General features: G+C 33.4%; 19 protein-coding genes. 11 read left to right on the plus strand and 8 right to left on the minus strand.

The genetic code is table 11. The features are described from left to right. Positions 1–232 precede the first annotated feature (232 nt). The 6 genes from ACH2BG_RS05325 to pyk all read left to right on the plus strand — a co-directional run bounded on the left by ACH2BG_RS05325 (position 233) and on the right by pyk (position 5,305). Positions 233–469 carry an acyl carrier protein gene (locus ACH2BG_RS05325; RefSeq protein ID WP_007137004.1) on the plus strand — a complete coding sequence of 79 codons (237 nt, stop codon included), beginning with the start codon at positions 233–235 and terminating at the stop codon, positions 467–469. 197 nt (positions 470–666) lie between these two features. Next, positions 667–1,917, plus strand: a complete 1,251-nt coding sequence (gene fabF, locus ACH2BG_RS05330) for a beta-ketoacyl-ACP synthase II (RefSeq protein WP_395046681.1) — start codon at positions 667–669, stop codon at positions 1,915–1,917. 8 nt (positions 1,918–1,925) lie between these two features. Further along, positions 1,926–2,666: a ribonuclease III gene (gene rnc / locus ACH2BG_RS05335; RefSeq protein ID WP_395046682.1), complete on the plus strand. Its 741-nt coding sequence runs from the start codon at positions 1,926–1,928 to the stop codon at positions 2,664–2,666. 135 nt (positions 2,667–2,801) lie between these two features. Then, entirely contained in the window at positions 2,802–3,242 is a 441-nt protein-coding gene (locus ACH2BG_RS05340) for an HlyD family secretion protein (RefSeq protein ID WP_395046683.1), read from the plus strand. 149 nt (positions 3,243–3,391) lie between these two features. Next, positions 3,392–3,871 carry an IPExxxVDY family protein gene (locus tag ACH2BG_RS05345; RefSeq protein WP_395046684.1) on the plus strand — a complete coding sequence of 160 codons (480 nt, stop codon included), beginning with the start codon at positions 3,392–3,394 and terminating at the stop codon, positions 3,869–3,871. 3 nt (positions 3,872–3,874) lie between these two features. Continuing rightward, the gene (pyk, locus tag ACH2BG_RS05350; RefSeq protein ID WP_395046685.1) at positions 3,875–5,305 is read left to right on the plus strand and encodes a pyruvate kinase; all 1,431 of its coding nucleotides are present in this window, start codon (positions 3,875–3,877) and stop codon (positions 5,303–5,305) included. A 33-nt stretch (positions 5,306–5,338) separates the two neighbouring features. Here the strand turns inward: pyk and dinB are convergent, their stop codons facing one another. Beyond that, positions 5,339–6,418, minus strand: coding sequence for a DNA polymerase IV (gene dinB, locus ACH2BG_RS05355; RefSeq protein WP_395046686.1), 1,080 nt, complete (start codon positions 6,416–6,418; stop codon positions 5,339–5,341). 346 nt (positions 6,419–6,764) lie between these two features. Between dinB and ACH2BG_RS05360 the strand changes: the two genes are divergently transcribed. Further along, complete coding sequence (locus tag ACH2BG_RS05360) at positions 6,765–7,232, plus strand: CYTH domain-containing protein (RefSeq protein WP_395046687.1); 468 nt, start codon at positions 6,765–6,767, stop codon at positions 7,230–7,232. Between the two features lie 2 nt (positions 7,233–7,234). Here the strand turns inward: ACH2BG_RS05360 and ACH2BG_RS05365 are convergent, their stop codons facing one another. Together ACH2BG_RS05365 and ACH2BG_RS05370 are read right to left on the minus strand one after the other, a co-directional pair. Beyond that, a complete protein-coding gene (locus ACH2BG_RS05365; protein WP_395046688.1) occupies positions 7,235–7,720 on the minus strand; it encodes a septal ring lytic transglycosylase RlpA family protein in 486 nt (161 codons plus the stop codon). A gap of 86 nt (positions 7,721–7,806) precedes the next feature. Next, a complete protein-coding gene (locus ACH2BG_RS05370) occupies positions 7,807–8,229 on the minus strand; it encodes a hypothetical protein (RefSeq protein ID WP_395046689.1) in 423 nt (140 codons plus the stop codon). A 157-nt stretch (positions 8,230–8,386) separates the two neighbouring features. Between ACH2BG_RS05370 and ACH2BG_RS05375 the strand changes: the two genes are divergently transcribed. From ACH2BG_RS05375 to ACH2BG_RS05385, 3 genes are all read left to right on the plus strand, one after another. Then, a complete protein-coding gene (locus tag ACH2BG_RS05375) occupies positions 8,387–8,728 on the plus strand; it encodes a T9SS type A sorting domain-containing protein (RefSeq protein WP_395046690.1) in 342 nt (113 codons plus the stop codon). A 107-nt stretch (positions 8,729–8,835) separates the two neighbouring features. Beyond that, positions 8,836–9,885, plus strand: a complete 1,050-nt coding sequence (locus ACH2BG_RS05380; protein ID WP_395046691.1) for a T9SS type A sorting domain-containing protein — start codon at positions 8,836–8,838, stop codon at positions 9,883–9,885. 78 nt (positions 9,886–9,963) lie between these two features. Beyond that, positions 9,964–10,944: an acyl transferase gene (locus ACH2BG_RS05385; protein ID WP_395046692.1), complete on the plus strand. Its 981-nt coding sequence runs from the start codon at positions 9,964–9,966 to the stop codon at positions 10,942–10,944. A 7-nt stretch (positions 10,945–10,951) separates the two neighbouring features. Here ACH2BG_RS05385 and ACH2BG_RS05390 read toward each other — a convergent pair whose 3' ends face one another. The 3 genes from ACH2BG_RS05390 to ACH2BG_RS05400 all read right to left on the minus strand — a co-directional run bounded on the left by ACH2BG_RS05390 (position 10,952) and on the right by ACH2BG_RS05400 (position 12,855). After that, on the minus strand, positions 10,952–11,359 hold the full coding sequence (locus ACH2BG_RS05390) for a hypothetical protein (RefSeq protein WP_395046693.1): 408 nt from the start codon (positions 11,357–11,359) through the stop codon (positions 10,952–10,954). Between the two features lie 76 nt (positions 11,360–11,435). Beyond that, a complete protein-coding gene (pheS, locus tag ACH2BG_RS05395; RefSeq protein ID WP_395046694.1) occupies positions 11,436–12,455 on the minus strand; it encodes a phenylalanine--tRNA ligase subunit alpha in 1,020 nt (339 codons plus the stop codon). A 43-nt stretch (positions 12,456–12,498) separates the two neighbouring features. Then, positions 12,499–12,855 carry a hypothetical protein gene (locus tag ACH2BG_RS05400; RefSeq protein WP_395046695.1) on the minus strand — a complete coding sequence of 119 codons (357 nt, stop codon included), beginning with the start codon at positions 12,853–12,855 and terminating at the stop codon, positions 12,499–12,501. 123 nt (positions 12,856–12,978) lie between these two features. On the opposite strand from ACH2BG_RS05400, the gene ACH2BG_RS05405 reads away from it, so the two are divergent. Next, positions 12,979–13,506, plus strand: a complete 528-nt coding sequence (locus ACH2BG_RS05405; protein WP_395046696.1) for a CvpA family protein — start codon at positions 12,979–12,981, stop codon at positions 13,504–13,506. A 178-nt stretch (positions 13,507–13,684) separates the two neighbouring features. Here ACH2BG_RS05405 and ACH2BG_RS05410 read toward each other — a convergent pair whose 3' ends face one another. Then, positions 13,685–14,428 (minus strand): tetratricopeptide repeat protein, encoded by a 744-nt coding sequence (locus tag ACH2BG_RS05410; RefSeq protein ID WP_395046697.1) that lies wholly within the window; start codon positions 14,426–14,428, stop codon positions 13,685–13,687. Positions 14,429–14,518: 90 nt separating this feature from the next. Next, complete coding sequence (locus ACH2BG_RS05415) at positions 14,519–16,303, minus strand: BatD family protein (protein ID WP_395046698.1); 1,785 nt, start codon at positions 16,301–16,303, stop codon at positions 14,519–14,521. Between the last annotated feature and the right edge of the window lie 29 nt (positions 16,304–16,332).

Genomic DNA, 16,332 nt, shown 5'->3' on the forward strand with positions numbered 1-16,332 from the left:
GGATGATATTTTCGGCGTTAGAACCCGATCCAGAAGCAAATATTACAACCTTTTTCATTTATACGGTAATTTATATTACGCAAAAAAAAGAATAATAAATGATAATAAATAAAAATAATTGCTCTTTGTGAAAATATTTTTTTAAATTCGTAGTCAGATTTATTAACTAAAATGTGGTTTTAAGATAAAGTTTTTTATTTTTGCCATCAATTAAAATTTAAAATTAAAGATTATGTCAGACATTGCATCAAGAGTAAAAGCGATTATCGTAGACAAATTAGGCGTTGACGAAAACGAAGTTGTAACAGAAGCAAGCTTCACAAACGATTTAGGAGCTGATTCATTAGACACTGTTGAGCTAATAATGGAGTTCGAAAAAGAATTTGATATTCAAATTCCAGATGACCAAGCTGAAAACATTGCTACGGTAGGTCAAGCAATTTCTTACATCGAAGAAGCTAAAAAATAATATTTTCAAACATCTGTAAGTGAAATAGCTTGCAGATGTTTTTTTATTTTTTAATGTCTTTAAAATCTTTTGTAGATTTGTAAAAAACATTGATTGTATTACAATCATAAAAATATTTATGTAATACCCCATTGTTTCTTTTAGTAATAATTAAAAGTGCTTTGGGTTTTTTTATATTAAACAAAACGAACTAAACTATGCAATTAAAGCGAGTAGTAGTAACAGGATTAGGTGCTCTTACACCAATTGGGAATAATATTCAAGAATATTGGGACGCACTAATAAGTGGAAAAAGCGGTGCTGCTCCAATCACTTATTATGATACCGAAAAGCACAAAACCAAGTTTGCTTGCGAGATAAAAAACTTCAATATTGAAGATTTTATGGATCGCAAAGAAGCCAGAAGAATGGATAAATTTGCTCAATATGCTGTTGCTGCGAGTGAAGAGGCTATAAAAGATGCTGGAATAACCGATACCAATGTGGACAAACACAGAGTTGGCGTTATTTGGGGAGCTGGAATAGGCGGACTAGAAACTTTTCAAGAAGAAGTTTTAAGTTATGCTAAAGGCGACGGAACACCAAGATTTAATCCTTTCTTTATCCCAAAAATGATTGCCGATATTGCACCTGCTCATATTTCTATGAGAAATGGCTTTATGGGTCCAAATTATACTACGGTTTCTGCTTGTGCTTCTTCTGCAAACGCATTAATTGACGCTTTCAATTACATTCGATTGGGAATGTGTGACATCATCATTTCTGGTGGTTCAGAAGCTGCTGTAACTATTGCAGGAATGGGCGGATTTAATTCGATGCAAGCATTATCTACTAGAAATGAAAGTCCAGAAACTGCTTCAAGACCATTTGACGCAACACGTGACGGATTTGTTCTTGGCGAAGGCGCTGGAGCATTAGTTTTAGAAGAATATGAACACGCAAAAGCCCGTGGTGCAAAAATATATTGTGAAGTAGGTGGTGGTGGAATGTCATCTGATGCTTATCACTTAACCGCACCGCATCCTGAAGGATTGGGTGTAATTGCGGTAATGAACAACACACTTCGTGATGCAGGAATGAAGCCTGAAGATGTAGATCACATAAATACACATGGAACATCAACTCCGCTTGGTGATGTTGCCGAATTGAAAGCGATAAGTCATGTTTTTGGGGCTCATGCTAAAAATATAAATATCAATTCGACAAAATCGATGACAGGACATTTGCTTGGTGCTGCTGGTGCTATAGAAGCTATTGCTTCTATATTATCTATTAAACACGGTATAGTTCCTCCTACAATAAACCACACTACTATCGACGAAAACATTAACCCAGAATTAAACTTAACACTAAATATCGCTCAAAAAAGAGACGTAAAAGTGGCTATGAGTAATACTTTTGGTTTTGGTGGTCATAATGCTTGTGTTTTGTTCAAAAAATTAGTCTAATATCTCGTATGAGTATTATTAAAAAAATATTTTCAAATTCCCGTTCTCCAGAGGACGGGCTTTTTTTTGATAAACTTGAAAAAATATTAGGATTTAAACCTTCAAATCTTATTCATTTTCGCAAAGCATTTACACATCGATCGATGAATAAATTAGATGAAAAAGGAAACCCAATGAATTATGAGCGATTAGAGTTTATGGGTGATGCTATGCTGGGAAGCGTTATCGCGGCTCATTTATTCAACATGGTTCCTACCGGTGACGAAGGTTATTTGACTAAAATGCGATCTAAAATTGTAAGCCGAGAACACCTAAACGAGTTAGGAAAAGACCTTAATCTGATTCAGTTTTTAGAAAGTAAAGTTACGCTTCAAAATTTTGGAGAAAATATACACGGAAATCTTTTTGAAGCATTTATTGGAGCAATTTATCTTGATAGAGGTTTTGCGTACTGCGAAAAATTCATCCATAAAAAAGTCATCAAACCGTATGTGGATATTGATAAATTGGAGGGTAAAGTTATTAGCTACAAAAGTTTACTCATAGAATGGTGTCAGAAAGAAAAAAGACAATTTCACTATGATATTTATGAAGACGACGATGCAGGAAAACTAAAATATTTCGCTGTAAAATTAAGTATTGATGGTAAAGTTATTGCAAAAGCTCGAGCAACATCAAAAAAGAAAGCCGAAGAAATAGCATCAAAAAGAGCATATTTTGCATTTCAAACAAAAATAGATGGGAAGTAAGTAATTAAGCGCAACTTTTCAATTTCCATTTTCAACTTCAAAATAAATGGTGCTATTTTTCTACCAGAACAAAAAAATCACTTAAACTAATCTCAAAGTACTCACAAACTAAAAAAAGCTATAAAAGATTGGGAATTGAACTACACTTTAAAATCTTCTATTGCTGGAGAAGTTACCTTTTTACAAGTTTGGACAGAAAATCAAACCATAATTTCAGGAGATAATGTGTTCTCGATTATTCCAACGACTCAAAAAGGTTTTGTAGGAAAAGTGAAAGCACCAGCCTTAAATTCAGGTAAGATAGAAATTGGACAACAAGTAAATACTCGTTTGGCAAATTTTCCTGATAGAGAATTTGGTGTTCTAAAAGGGGAAGTGAAAAACATTTCTCTTGTTCCAGACAAAGATGGCAATTTATTAATAGATGTAATTTTGCCAAAAGGCTTGCAAACATCCTATAGAAAACAAATTCCATTTCAGCAAGAAATGAAAGGTTCTGCCGAAATTATTACGGAAGACTTACGATTATTAGAAAGAATATTATATCAGTTTAGAGAAATTTTTAAACCAAATTAAGTTTCACTTTTCATTTTGAATCTTCATTTTAAATAAAAAACAATTAAAATTAGAAGATCGTCATTCATAAATTTAACAAAAACCTAATTTGTTAAGTGGTTTTTAAATGATAGAAACGCTATCTTTACATCTTATTTTTTTAGTGTTTTATGGCGATTCATAAATTACATCTCGAGGATTTTGATCAAGTTGATTATAACTTAATTGCCATTCATACGGTACAAGAAGATTATAAATTAGCATTCAAACTAAACCAGAAACTGATTATTTCGCTTAGTAAAAACGAAAATGAAATCCCTGTGGAGATTCAGGAAAAACTGACATATTTTTCTCGTTTTACTTATGATGATGAAGAAAAAATGGTCGTTTGGGATTTAATTCAAAACAAACAAAAAATAGATTTGCCTGTTCAGAATTTGCCTGCAAATTTATTTGAAAATAAAAATTTCACAAGACGAGTTTCTTTGGTTTCTGAACTAAAAAAAGTAGATTTTTTTCTAAAAATAGAACATGATTCTCAGTATAAAATAAAAGATATTATAAGCAAAATAAACAAAATTGATTCTATAAGTGCCGTTTATGAAATAAATGCAAACGAAATAAAATCAAAAAATAATTTAATTTTTTAAGAAATGCCAACAAATAAAAAAACTAAAATTGTAGCCACACTTGGTCCAGCATGTAGCACAAAAGAAGTAATAAACGATATGATTATAGCTGGAGTAAATGTCTTCAGAATTAATTTTTCGCATGCCGATTATGATGATGTAAAATCTAAAATAGATATAATTCGAGGATTAAACGAAGAGTTTGGTTACACAACTGCTATTCTTGGCGACTTGCAAGGCCCTAAACTTAGAGTAGGTGTGATGAAAGAAGATGTGGTGGTAAATCCTGGGGATATAATCACTTTTCAAACCGCAGAAGATGTTCCGGGAACTGCTGAAAGAGTTTACATGAACTACAAAGAATTTCCAAAAGATGTAAATCCAGGCGAAAAAATCCTTCTTGATGACGGAAAACTAATGTTCGAGGCTATTGAGACTAATAGAAAAACTGAAGTAATTTGTAAGGTGATTCAAGGTGGGCCGCTAAAATCTAAAAAAGGAGTAAATTTACCAAACACCAAAATTTCGTTACCGGCACTAACCGAGAAAGATATTAAAGACGCCTTATTCGCCATAGAACACAAACTAGATTGGGTTGCGCTTTCTTTTGTAAAAACACCAAGAGATTTACAAGATTTACAGGAATTAATTGCTAAAAATTCGGAATATAAGATCCCAATAATAGCTAAAATAGAAATGCCCGAAGCATTAGTAAACATAGATAAAATTATCGCACATTGCGATGCTTTGATGGTTGCCCGTGGCGATTTAGGTGTAGAACTTCCCGCGCACGAAGTTCCTTTAGTACAAAAAGATTTAATACTAAAAGCAAAAACCGCTAGAATTCCAGTAATTGTTGCCACACAAATGATGGAAACGATGATTACAAGTCTCACGCCAACTCGTGCTGAGGTAAATGATGTTGCCAATTCTGTTATGGATGGTGCCGATGCCGTAATGCTTTCTGGCGAAACATCAGTAGGGAATTATCCTGTTCAGGTTATCGAACAAATGACTAGAATTATTGACGCTGTTGAAGATTCTCCATTAATTCATGTTCCGCAAAACACACCTCAAATAAAAACAAACCGATTTATTACAAAAACAATTTGCCACCACGCTGCCACTATGGCAAATGTGATTAATGCAAAAGCAATTTGTACCTTAACCAATAGCGGATATACCGCTTTTCAGATTTCTGCATGGCGACCATCGGCTCATATTTTAGTTTTTACATCTAACAAAAGGATTCTTACTCAACTCAATTTGCTTTGGGGTGTAAAATCATTTTATTATGACAAATTTGTAAGTACCGATGATACTGTAATTGATGTAAACGAAATAGCTCGTGTAAAAGGTTTTGTAGAAAAAGGCGATTTCTTAATAAACTTAGCAGCTATGCCAGTAACTGACAAAGGAATGGTAAATACGTTAAGGGTTTCGGAAATTGAGTAACTAAATTTCCGCCTTTGCGGAAAAGAGAGAGAATTAAAACTCAAACCGTAGTTGCACGACTACGGTTTTTTTTATTTCCGTATTCAAATTAGCGAGAGAAATCCCGAGTAATCGCACTGAATCTTTCATTCGTTCTTGATATAATAATTCTTTGACGGTTTCAAAAATAATCCCTTTGTCAGACACAAAATAAGGTAAAGTTTTACTTCGTGTTTGTTGGGTAAAATCGCTGTATTTTATCTTTAATGTGATGGTTTTTCCTGATATTTTGTGTTTTTGAAGTCTTCGTTCGAGTTCGGCAGCAATTCGTTCTAATCGTTCGGACATAAATATTTCGGAAGTAAGATTGGTGTCAAAAGTATGTTCGGCAGCGACCGATTTTGTAGTCCGGTTGGGTTTTACTTCACTGTTGTGAATGCCTCGAACGATATTGTAATATTGAGCGCCACTTTTGCCAAAATGTTCCTCGAGATATTCGGTCGTTTTTCTTTTTAAATCTTTTCCTGTAAAAATTCCATGTTGGTACATTTTTTCGGTGGTTACTTTCCCAATTCCGTAGAATTTTTTAATATCTAAAGCTTCCAGAAAATCTTCAATTTCTTCTGGATTGATGGTTTTTTGTCCGTTGGGTTTGTTATAATCGGAAGCGATTTTTGCCACAAATTTATTGGACGATATTCCTGCCGAAGCCGTTAGGCCAACTTCATCGAAAATGCGTTTTCTGATTTCTTGCGCAATAAGTGTCGCGCTAGGATTTCCTTTTTTGTTTTGGGTAACATCTAGATAAGCTTCGTCGAGCGATAAAGGTTCTACCAAATCCGTATATTCATAAAATATCTTCTGAATTTTTTTAGAAATCTCTCTATACCTATCAAAACGAGGCGGAACGAAAATTAAATCAGGACAGTTTCGTCTAGCTTGTGCACCGCTCATAGCACTACGAACTCCAAATTTACGCGCTTCGTAACTTGCTGCCGAAACCACTCCGCGAATTTCGCTTCCGCCAACAGCCAATGGTTTTCCTTTTAGATCAGGATTGTCCATTTGCTCGACCGATGCATAAAATGCATCCATATCTATGTGGATTATTTTTCGGTGTATATTTTCGTACATGGTACAAATTTAAACACAGATTTTACAAATTCCCGCAAATTATTAAAAAATGATTCCTCCAAAAAATCATTTATTTGTTTTTACATTTTAGTTAAATTATCAAAACTAGTTGTCATTCTGAGGAACGAAGAATCTCATTTGCTAATTCTGTGAGATTGTTTCTTCGTCGGAATGTACAAACGGATTAGTTTGATTTTAAAAAATCATATCTTTGGTAACGAAACCCATAGCCCAGATTGCAACGGAAATCCTTTTTCTCGTCAGTTCGAGCTCCTCGTTTTTTCGCGAGGTGTATCGAGAACAAGAGAAAAAGATTGTAGTGTAAAGCTGGAAATAGCTCCTAAAAATGATAGAAATAGAACGTAAGTTTTTAGTTTTAAATAATGATTTTATTGCTTTGGCTGTTGCCGAAAACAGAATCGTACAAGGTTACTTAAACTCTAATCCTGAGCGAACGGTTCGGGTAAGAATTAAAGCTAACAAGGGTTTTTTGACTATAAAAGGCAAAGGAAATGACTCAGGAACGACAAGATTGGAATGGGAAACCGAAATCCCATTGGCAGAAGCCGAAAAACTATTGTCTATTTGTGAAAACGGCGTGATTGACAAAATTAGATACGAAATCCCGTCAGGAAAACACACGTACGAAGTTGACGTTTTTGCTGAAGAAAACAACGGTTTGGTTGTTGCGGAAATAGAACTATCTGCCGAAAATGAAAGTTTCGAAAAACCAAATTGGTTAGGTCAAGAAGTTACAGGCGATAATAGATATTACAATGCTTATTTGAGTAATAATCCTTTTGGAAATTGGTAAAATTACTTTTTCTTCATAACTTCTTCAATAGTTACTGATACTTCTCCTCCGCCTTTATTAGAGGTTATTTGCATAAATGCGCGTCGGGATAAATCTATTTCTCGACCTTTTACAAAAGGGCCGCGATCGGTTACTGTAACTATGACATATTTTCCGTTTCGCTCGTTTGTTATGCGAAGTATGGTTCCAAAAGCAAATTTTCTATGAGCAGCCGTAAGTTTGTTATTATCGAAACGAGTACCGCTTGCAGTACGTTTTCCGTGAAATTTTTTTGCGTAATACGAAGCGTGGGCTTTCTTTTTGTGCAGTTTGTAAGTAAAATCGCCTTCTATAAGTAGGCTGTCTATCACGATAGTATCGACCTTGACAGTATCTTGAACTGGTCTTACGGAAAAAGATTGCTTTTCGAATTTTTTGAACGAAAAATTAGAAATTAGTATCGCCGCTATTGTTGTGGTAATTACCAGAAAAAATTTATCTTTCATCATAATTTTAATTAATTATTATTACACACTTGTCAAATACCATACCCAAAAACAAAAAGTCCTAAATAAATAGGACTTTTTTAAATTATTTAAAACCACAATGACCACGGAATTCTACTTAATATAAGTAACAATCCCAAACCATAAAATAGGGTAATATTTTTAAATTTCTTTTTACCTTCTAAGGCCTTTTTGTGTTTAGACCAGCCTATTGTGATGAGGACAATCGCTATAATATTAGTTAACGGATGCTCTAGAGAAGTTAGTCGCAAAGCGGCATTTTTCATATCACCAAAAGCTGACAGGCCCAAAGGTGACAGAAAATACAAGACCAACCCTACGGTAAGTTGTATGTGCGTTACCATAAGTGCAAATAATGCGATTTTTTTGTCTTTTGCGGTAAAATTTCTTTTAGAAAAGAATCCCAAAGCACTGTTTATAACAGCTACAACTAGAAGTAATAAGGCTAAATATGCCCAGCCAGAGTGAAATTTTTGAATAAATTCGTACATTTTTTAGTTTTTAGGTTAAAACAAATATAAACAAAAAACAAGATAAATTTAAAACTTACTAGAGTTTGAAACATAATGAAATGTTAAAACAGAATTGAGGTAATTTTTGGTACAGTATTTGAATTAATTTTATACCTTTACATTATTATACATTTAGATGAAGAAAAACTACATTTATATTACATTATTTAGCCTTTTGTTTTCGTTGAGCGCCTTAGCTCAAGACGGGAAGCAGTCTTCATTGTCCGCAAAAAACCAAGAGCAACAGTTTGACAGCCTAAACGTGTATCCAAATCCAGTAGGAAATGGTCATGTCTATATTACTTCAAAAACCACTGCGCCTAAAGATATAGAAATTTTTGATGTGTTAGGAAAGCGTGTGATGCAACTCACAATTTCGACTAAAGAATTGAATGTGTCTTCACTTTCCCCAGGTGTCTATATTATAAAAATTAAGGAAGGCGAGCAACGCGCTACCAGAAAACTGATTATCAAGTAATTGATTATTTACTGATTATTTAAATTTAATATTTTATTTACATTGGTTTCTTTTATCTTAAAGAAATTACTGCCTATCTTTGTAGTCCAAATTTAAAAAATAGAAAAATGAAAAAAATTTACTTTTTAGGAGCTTTATTAGCTTGTACTTTGTCTTTTGGACAAACAATTTTAAATGAAGATTTTAATTATACTGTTCCAGGAAACATAGGAGGAAACTCTGGAGTAACTGCTCCATTAGACGGAATTGCAGTAAACAACTGGATAACACATAGTAATACTTCGGGAAACACGGGTACTATTGATTTGGTTTCGGGAAGTTTAAACTATACAGGGCTTCAAGTTTCTACTGGAAATAGAGTTTTATTACCAGGTTCAAATGCGACTGTGCCTAGAGATATTAACAGATCTATCACTACTTCTGTAACTACAGTCTATTATTCTCTTTTACTAAATGTTGTAGACAATTCTCAATTAAGTACAACCACTCCAAACTATTTTACTGGAATTGGAGCCACTGCAGGTATTAGTGTAACTACCTTGGGAGCTAGACTTGGAGTTTATTCAACAAATACTGGTGCAAACTACAGATTAAGTATACAAAATATATCTGGAGGAACTCCAACTTTTACTGATTTTGCAACAGACCTAGCGTATGGGACCACTTATTTAGTTGTTGTTAAATATGATAGAGCTGCTATTCCAACTGTTGCATCTTTATGGGTTAATCCTTCTTCTGCAAGTTTTGGAGCAACTGAACCAGTAGGATCAGTAAGCAATAACTCAGGAACAGGGACATTTACTGCTTTTGCTTCTATTTTCTTAAGAAACACTGCAGCTACGCCAAAAGTTGAAATTGACGAATTTAGAATCGGACAAACTTGGGCAGATGTAACTCCTCAAAATTTATCTAGAAATGAGTATGGAAACATTAACGGTTTAAATATCTACCCAAATCCTGCTAAAAACTTATTAAACATTACTTCTGATAGTTTTGAAACAAAAACTGTAGTAATTTACAATGTTTTAGGAAAAGTAGTTCTTTCTGCAAATGTTACAAATGCGCCAATAAACGTTGCAAATCTTGCAAAAGGTGTTTATGTAGTAAAAGTTACTGAATCTGAAAAAACAGCTACTAGAAAATTAGTTATCGAGTAATTCGTTTTTAAAATATATTAGAAAGCTCCAATTTACGTTGGAGCTTTTTTATTTTATGTATTTTTGTAAAAAAAAGACTTGATTTCTTCAACCGATATATTTAGCATTTCAAATCAGAAGCAATTTGAGAAAATAGCTTTAAAAACTTTTCGTTCTCAATACGAGAACAATAGGGTATATCATGAATTTTGTAATTACTTAAAAACCGAAGTTCATAAAGTAAAAACAATACAACAAATCCCATTTTTGCCTATTCAGTTTTTCAAAAGCCATGCTGTTCTTTCAAATTCAAATCCTATTGAAGCGACTTTTAGCAGTAGCGGAACCACAGGAATGATTACCAGCAAACATTTGGTTACTGATGTTTCTTTCTATGAAGACAGTTACCGCAATGCATTTTCACAATTTTACGGAAATATAGAAGATTATGTGGTTTTGGCATTGCTTCCATCGTATTTAGAGCGCGATGGTTCTTCGCTAATTTATATGGTCGATGATTTGATAAAGCAATCAAACAATTCTGACAGTGGCTTTTATCTGCACAATCACGAGGATTTAATCCAAAAATTGATTGCTTTAGATAATGAAGGACAAAACGTAATCCTTATTGGTGTGACTTATGCTTTGTTAGATTTGGTTGAAAAACAGAAATTTAACCTAAACAACACCATTATCATGGAAACTGGTGGTATGAAAGGCAAGCGTAAAGAAATGATTCGAGAAGAATTACATGAGCAGCTTTGCGATGGATTTGGTGTAAATGCGATACATTCTGAATACGGAATGACCGAATTACTTTCGCAAGCTTATTCTCTTGGAAAGGGTGTGTTTGAATGTCCTAATTGGATGCAAATCTTAGTTCGTGATACCGAAGATGCCTTAACTTACATTGCAACTGGAAAAACTGGTGGAGTCAATGTGATTGATTTAGCCAATATAAATTCCTGTTCGTTTATTGCCACTCAGGATTTAGGCAAGAAATACACAAATAATACGTTCGAGATTTTAGGACGTTTCGATAATTCCGATATTCGCGGTTGTAATTTGATGGTATTATAAAAATAATTCACCTTATAATCACACCATCTACAAACAAAATTGGCACTTCCTCTAGAGGATTATCGTTTGCAAAATTAGTTTTGAAAATAAATTTTTTATCATATAAAGTATTTCCAATAAAGTAAGTCACCATAAACTCATTATTAAGTCTTAGGACACTTTTTTCTATCATTTCGACTTTTTTTACCGAAACTGGTGGTATTTCTACAAAAGCGTGACGAAGTGATGATGTTTTTTTCATTTCGCCGTCAATAGTTCCAAAAGCTTTCGAGACTAACATAACGCCATCGAGCTGAAAATCGGAATCATTTATGAGATAAATATTCCAAATTTTTTCCATAAAATCATCGCTCCATTCTTGAATAGCGGCAAGGAAAACGTTTTCTACGGTTGGTATGTTGATGTCGGATTTCATATTTGGTCATAATGTTATAAAGTCGAATGTCATAAAATCAAAAAAACTGCTATTTGACTTTATGACATTCGACTATTTATATATTTGATTTGAATTGTTCTAAGAAACGAACGTCATTTTCGTAAAACATTCTAATATCGCCTATTTGATAAAGCAACATGGCAATTCTTTCGATTCCCATTCCGAAGGCAAATCCGTTGAATTCGTCAGAATCGATACCACAATTTTTTAGTACATTGGGATCGACCATGCCACAACCGCCTATTTCTAGCCAACCCGTTCCTTTTGTGATTCGGTAATCGGTTTCGGTTTTTAGTCCCCAATAAATATCTATTTCGGCACTTGGTTCGGTAAACGGGAAATATGATGGTCGTAGTCGGATTTTCGATTTTCCGAACATTTCTTTGGTAAAATATAACAAAGTTTGCTTCATATCGGCAAAGGAAACGTCTTTGTCTATGTACAATCCTTCCACTTGATGAAATATACAGTGAGAACGCGACGAAACAGCTTCGTTACGAAAAACACGCCCTGGCGAAATAGTTCTTATTGGCGGTTTGTTGTTTTCCATATAACGCACTTGCACCGATGAGGTATGCGTTCTGAGTAAAATATCAGGATTGGTTTGTATGAAAAATGTGTCTTGCATATCGCGTGCCGGATGATATTCTGGCAGGTTTAATGCGGTAAAATTATGCCAATCGTCTTCAATTTCTGGTCCTTCGGAAACGTTGAATCCGATGTTAGAGAAGATGTCGATTATTTGGTTTTTTACCAAAGATATTGGGTGACGAGAGCCTATTTTTATAGGTTCTGAAGGTCGTGACAAATCACCATAGAAGCTTTTTATTTCTTCTTTGCTTTCTAGTTCTTCCTGAATAGTTTTTACCTTTTCTTCTGCAATGGTTTTTAGTAAATTGATTACTTGCCCAAATTCTTTTTTCTGATCGTTTGGCACGTTTTTGAATTCGGCAAAAATATCTTTAACCAATCCTTTGCTTCCTAAGAATTTGATTCGGAATTCTTCGAGTTTTTCTTTGTTTTGTGTCGAAAAGGCTTTTGCTTCGGCAATGTATTCTTTAATCTTGTCTGTCATCGTTCAGGTAATAAAGGTGCAAATTTAATGAATTTTCACCAATTTATTCAATTAGTTTTTTCTCTAAAAAGTAGTTTACAATAGCATCTTTCATCAATACCGATTGTTCTCCTGCTTTTAGTGGTGGCAACTCTTCTTTTACCTTATAATGTGGCCAACCATCGTTATCGAAAAATTCGAATTCGTAGTAACCATAGGGTTCTAGCAAACGGCAAATGGCAATATGCATCAGGTTTAATTTTTCATCTTTTTTATAAGTTTGATGAAATTTTCCTAATTCTTGTACGCCAATTAAATAAATGATGGCGTCTAAATCTAAATCTTCTCCTTGCGAAAACTGATCTGATAATATGTTTACAAGCTGTTCCCAGCGTTCTTTGAGTTGTATATCTCTTGACATTTTAATTTTAGATTTTAGATTTTAGATTTTAGATTTATTCTAAAAACAAAATTTTCTTGGCTACAAAGATAGTGAGTTGTATTTGTAATAAACAATTTTGATATATTTGATAAAAATATATTTATGGGAATTATTGATATTGTTCTGGGAGCTTTATTAGTTTTTGGGTTTTACAAAGGTTTCAAAAATGGACTTTTTGTAGAATTGGCTTCTTTGATTTCATTTTTTGTTGGAATTTTTGTTGCAATCAAATTCTCGTATATAATAATTGCTGTTTTAGAAAAAAATGTTTCTTGGTCTCCTAAAACCATTAAAGTTTCGGCATTTATTTTTACTTTATTACTTGTTGTAATTGCAATACATTTGCTGGCTAAAGTTTTTACAGGCATTGTAAGTTTTGCTTTTTTAGGTTGTGCAAATACTTTGGCAGGGGGTCTTTTTGCAACGATTAAAACCGCTTTGTTGATTGGAATTGTGCTGAGTTTGTTTCAGAAAGTGAACATAAACGACATGATTGTTTCTAAAGAAACTCAGGAAAATTCTTTGCTTTTTAATACTTGTATAAATACATCGGAAGCTTTATTGCCCACATTAACGAATTGGTTTACTGATTTGAAAGAGGAAGCTACCAATGATAAAGAATCGGTTTAGTTATGATTTTTTTCTTCTGTTTTTGAAATAAATAAAAACTCCAATAACTAATATTAAAATGTAAACGTAAAACCATACAGAAACTTCAAGCTCTGAGTTTGTTGTTATAAAAATGTAATCGGTATGTTGTTCGGGAATGTACTTGCCTTTAGTTTGTAACAACATTTTAACAAATAATTTACTTCAACTCCTTAATAGCACTTTTTTCTATCCAACCTTGTTTTAGGTCTAAAAGCTGTATTTTTTTGTAATTATTTAAACTCTCTAAAACAAAAACTTTAGTCCCTGCATGCAACACAAAAGCATCTTGAGCTGATGATTTTGGCTCGCTTTTTACCGATGTAATGTCTGCAAAAACAATAGCTGGTCTGTCATTAATGCTTTGATTTTTTTCGAAAAATCCTGCAAAAACACTCATGATGGTAAACAACAATACAAAAAGCATAGTTGTAAAGAAAATCCTTTTTAGCATTGTGGTATTCGAAAAATAATAACCCACAAAACAGATTAAAAAGAATACCGAAAATACAATTGCTATCCAAGCCCAAGTGTCATAATGAAAACTTGAAGTGAAATCTCTTATGATTTTCGCAAAACCTACTTTGGGCACTTCTACAACTTCATCGATCGTCATTTTTTGAGCAAAATCGAGATTGTTTTGAATTTCGGTATCGTTAGGATTTAGCAATAAAGCCTTTTCAAAATTAAAAATTGCGGGTGCTACTTTATTTAATTTATAATAACAATTTCCTAAGTTAAAGTATAATTCGGCCGATTGTTTTCCTGATTTTACAACACTTTCGTAAACGGTTATCGCTTCTTCATAATTCCCTTTTTGGTACAAATTATTTCCTTTATTGAAAGCAGTTTGTGCCCAAAATGTTTGGGTGATAAGAAGGAATATATAGAGTATATTTTTCATTTGGAACGCGGATTTCACGGATTCAATAAATCGAAAACGCTGATTTTACGGATTTTTTAAAATTATCAATTTTAAATTATTCATTATCAATTACGAAATTTGTTTTTCTAAAATTGATATTATTTCAACGGCTTTATTATAATCTTGTTGGATAGTTACACTTGTTGATGGCGCATATCTTGCCAATTCACAATTTTCTGTCAAAGCTATAAAACTACTTACATCTTCTGGGCTGGCATTTCTGGACAATAAGATTTCGGTTATTTTGTCTTTGCTCATTTCCGAAGTTTCGATATGTAATTTTGCTTTGAGGAAGTTGTGCATGGCTTTTTCTAAAGCAATGTAAAACGGTTCTTTATTTGCAATTTGATTTTTGGCTTCCGATAAATATTTCTTTGCTAATTTATTAGATAGTTTAATTCTGTTTCCAACAACATCGCTATCTATCGCTTCTTTTTTCTTGCGAATTACCATTATAATTGGAATTAATAAAAAGGGTAAGAACAACAATCCGTAAAACAATCGGGAGCCTAAAAAATCGATATTTTTAGCATCTGATAAAACTGTTTTTAACTTTATAAATCCGAAAGTTGCGTTCGAAGCCACTTTTGTTTTATTCGTATTATTACTTGCAACGGCATTGTTATTTGCTGCTGTTGGGCCATCAAGAACTTCGATATTTATTTCCTGAGAAGTAATTGTTTTGTAGGTTTTACTTGCCAAATCGAAATACGAAAAAGTAAGCGGTTGTATAGGATAATTGCCTTTATATTGCGGAATTATAGTGTATAAATCCGAAATACTTCCCGCCATTCCCGAAAGCGGAGTCGTTACATTTTCTTTATGCACAGGATCGTACATTTCTAGTGAACTTGGCACAACAGGTTTGGGTAAAGTAAATAATTTTAGATTTCCTTTTCCAGAAACAACTACATTCAAATCGAGAGATTCTCCGTTTTTTAATTTTGTTTTCGATGGAGTTACTTTAAAATCAAAAACTCCAACTGCTCCAGTAAATCCTTCTGGTTTTCCTGATTCTGGCAATGGTTTTACATTGATGATTTTTGCTCCAGCCGATATTTTTTTATTGGAAGTTGTCATAATAGGTCTTCCGAAAAAGTCTACTTCATTTGATGGAACTTCGACCTCTACATCTAATGTTAATGGTTCGATTTCTAATTTCCCTGATTTTTGTGGATAAAGAACAGTTTTTCTAAGAACAGCATATCGATAATCTTCTCCTTTAAATTTTCCTTGCTGAATTTGAAGCTGTTTCACATCGATATTTTGACTCCAAAAGTTATTATATTTCGGATTATCCGTCACTTGCCAACCACCAACTGCCGATCTGTTGCTTACATATATTTTGTAAACTACCGTAATTGGTTCGTTTAAATATGGATTTGGATTAGAAATTTCTGCGACCAATTGGACGCCACTTTTCCCAGCATAAGCCTGAGATTGCTGCTGTTGCTGCTGATAATATGGATTATAAGGATCTCTTTCTTCGGCAACGGCATTTCCTACGGTGATTTTTATTGGATTGGTTTTATAAACCTGCCCGTTTATTTCGATAGAAGCTTGTTTGATTAAAAAAGTTCCTTTTTTTGTAGGCGACAAATAATAAGAGTAAGTTTTTTCGAATGATTTTCGGCCATTAACCCAAAGATAACTTGTTGATTGGTTTGGACCACCAATGATTTTGAATCCTTCAAAGGCTGGTGCGCTAAAATTATCTCCGTCATCGTTCATGACAAAATCGATGCGAAGACGCTCATTGATACCCAACGAATTTTTGCTGACTTGTGCTACGAATTGCACTTGCGCAAAAATCCCTTGACAGGTTAATAATAATATAATAATGTATTTCTTCATTTCTTGTTTAATCGTTTAACGGATTTTTA

Source organism: Flavobacterium sp., assembly GCF_043779715.1.
Lineage (GTDB): Bacteria > Bacteroidota > Bacteroidia > Flavobacteriales > Flavobacteriaceae > Flavobacterium.

Excerpts from the sequence above, each read along its gene's own strand:
- rnc (WP_395046682.1), top strand. The coding sequence starts at position 1,926 with ATGAGTATTATTAAAAAAATATTTTCAAATTCCCGTTCTCCAGAGGAC.
- ACH2BG_RS05325 (WP_007137004.1), top strand. The coding sequence starts at position 233 with ATGTCAGACATTGCATCAAGAGTAAAAGCGATTATCGTAGACAAATTA.
- ACH2BG_RS05380 (WP_395046691.1), top strand. The coding sequence starts at position 8,836 with ATGAAAAAAATTTACTTTTTAGGAGCTTTATTAGCTTGTACTTTGTCT.
- ACH2BG_RS05405 (WP_395046696.1), top strand. The coding sequence starts at position 12,979 with ATGGGAATTATTGATATTGTTCTGGGAGCTTTATTAGTTTTTGGGTTT.
- ACH2BG_RS05370 (WP_395046689.1), bottom strand. The coding sequence starts at position 8,229 with ATGTACGAATTTATTCAAAAATTTCACTCTGGCTGGGCATATTTAGCC.
- ACH2BG_RS05415 (WP_395046698.1), bottom strand. The coding sequence starts at position 16,303 with ATGAAGAAATACATTATTATATTATTATTAACCTGTCAAGGGATTTTT.
- ACH2BG_RS05400 (WP_395046695.1), bottom strand. The coding sequence starts at position 12,855 with ATGTCAAGAGATATACAACTCAAAGAACGCTGGGAACAGCTTGTAAAC.
- pheS (WP_395046694.1), bottom strand. The coding sequence starts at position 12,455 with ATGACAGACAAGATTAAAGAATACATTGCCGAAGCAAAAGCCTTTTCG.
- ACH2BG_RS05365 (WP_395046688.1), bottom strand. The coding sequence starts at position 7,720 with ATGATGAAAGATAAATTTTTTCTGGTAATTACCACAACAATAGCGGCG.
- ACH2BG_RS05345 (WP_395046684.1), top strand. The coding sequence starts at position 3,392 with ATGGCGATTCATAAATTACATCTCGAGGATTTTGATCAAGTTGATTAT.
- fabF (WP_395046681.1), top strand. The coding sequence starts at position 667 with ATGCAATTAAAGCGAGTAGTAGTAACAGGATTAGGTGCTCTTACACCA.
- ACH2BG_RS05360 (WP_395046687.1), top strand. The coding sequence starts at position 6,765 with ATGATAGAAATAGAACGTAAGTTTTTAGTTTTAAATAATGATTTTATT.
- ACH2BG_RS05390 (WP_395046693.1), bottom strand. The coding sequence starts at position 11,359 with ATGAAATCCGACATCAACATACCAACCGTAGAAAACGTTTTCCTTGCC.
- dinB (WP_395046686.1), bottom strand. The coding sequence starts at position 6,418 with ATGTACGAAAATATACACCGAAAAATAATCCACATAGATATGGATGCA.
- ACH2BG_RS05375 (WP_395046690.1), top strand. The coding sequence starts at position 8,387 with ATGAAGAAAAACTACATTTATATTACATTATTTAGCCTTTTGTTTTCG.
- ACH2BG_RS05410 (WP_395046697.1), bottom strand. The coding sequence starts at position 14,428 with ATGAAAAATATACTCTATATATTCCTTCTTATCACCCAAACATTTTGG.
- pyk (WP_395046685.1), top strand. The coding sequence starts at position 3,875 with ATGCCAACAAATAAAAAAACTAAAATTGTAGCCACACTTGGTCCAGCA.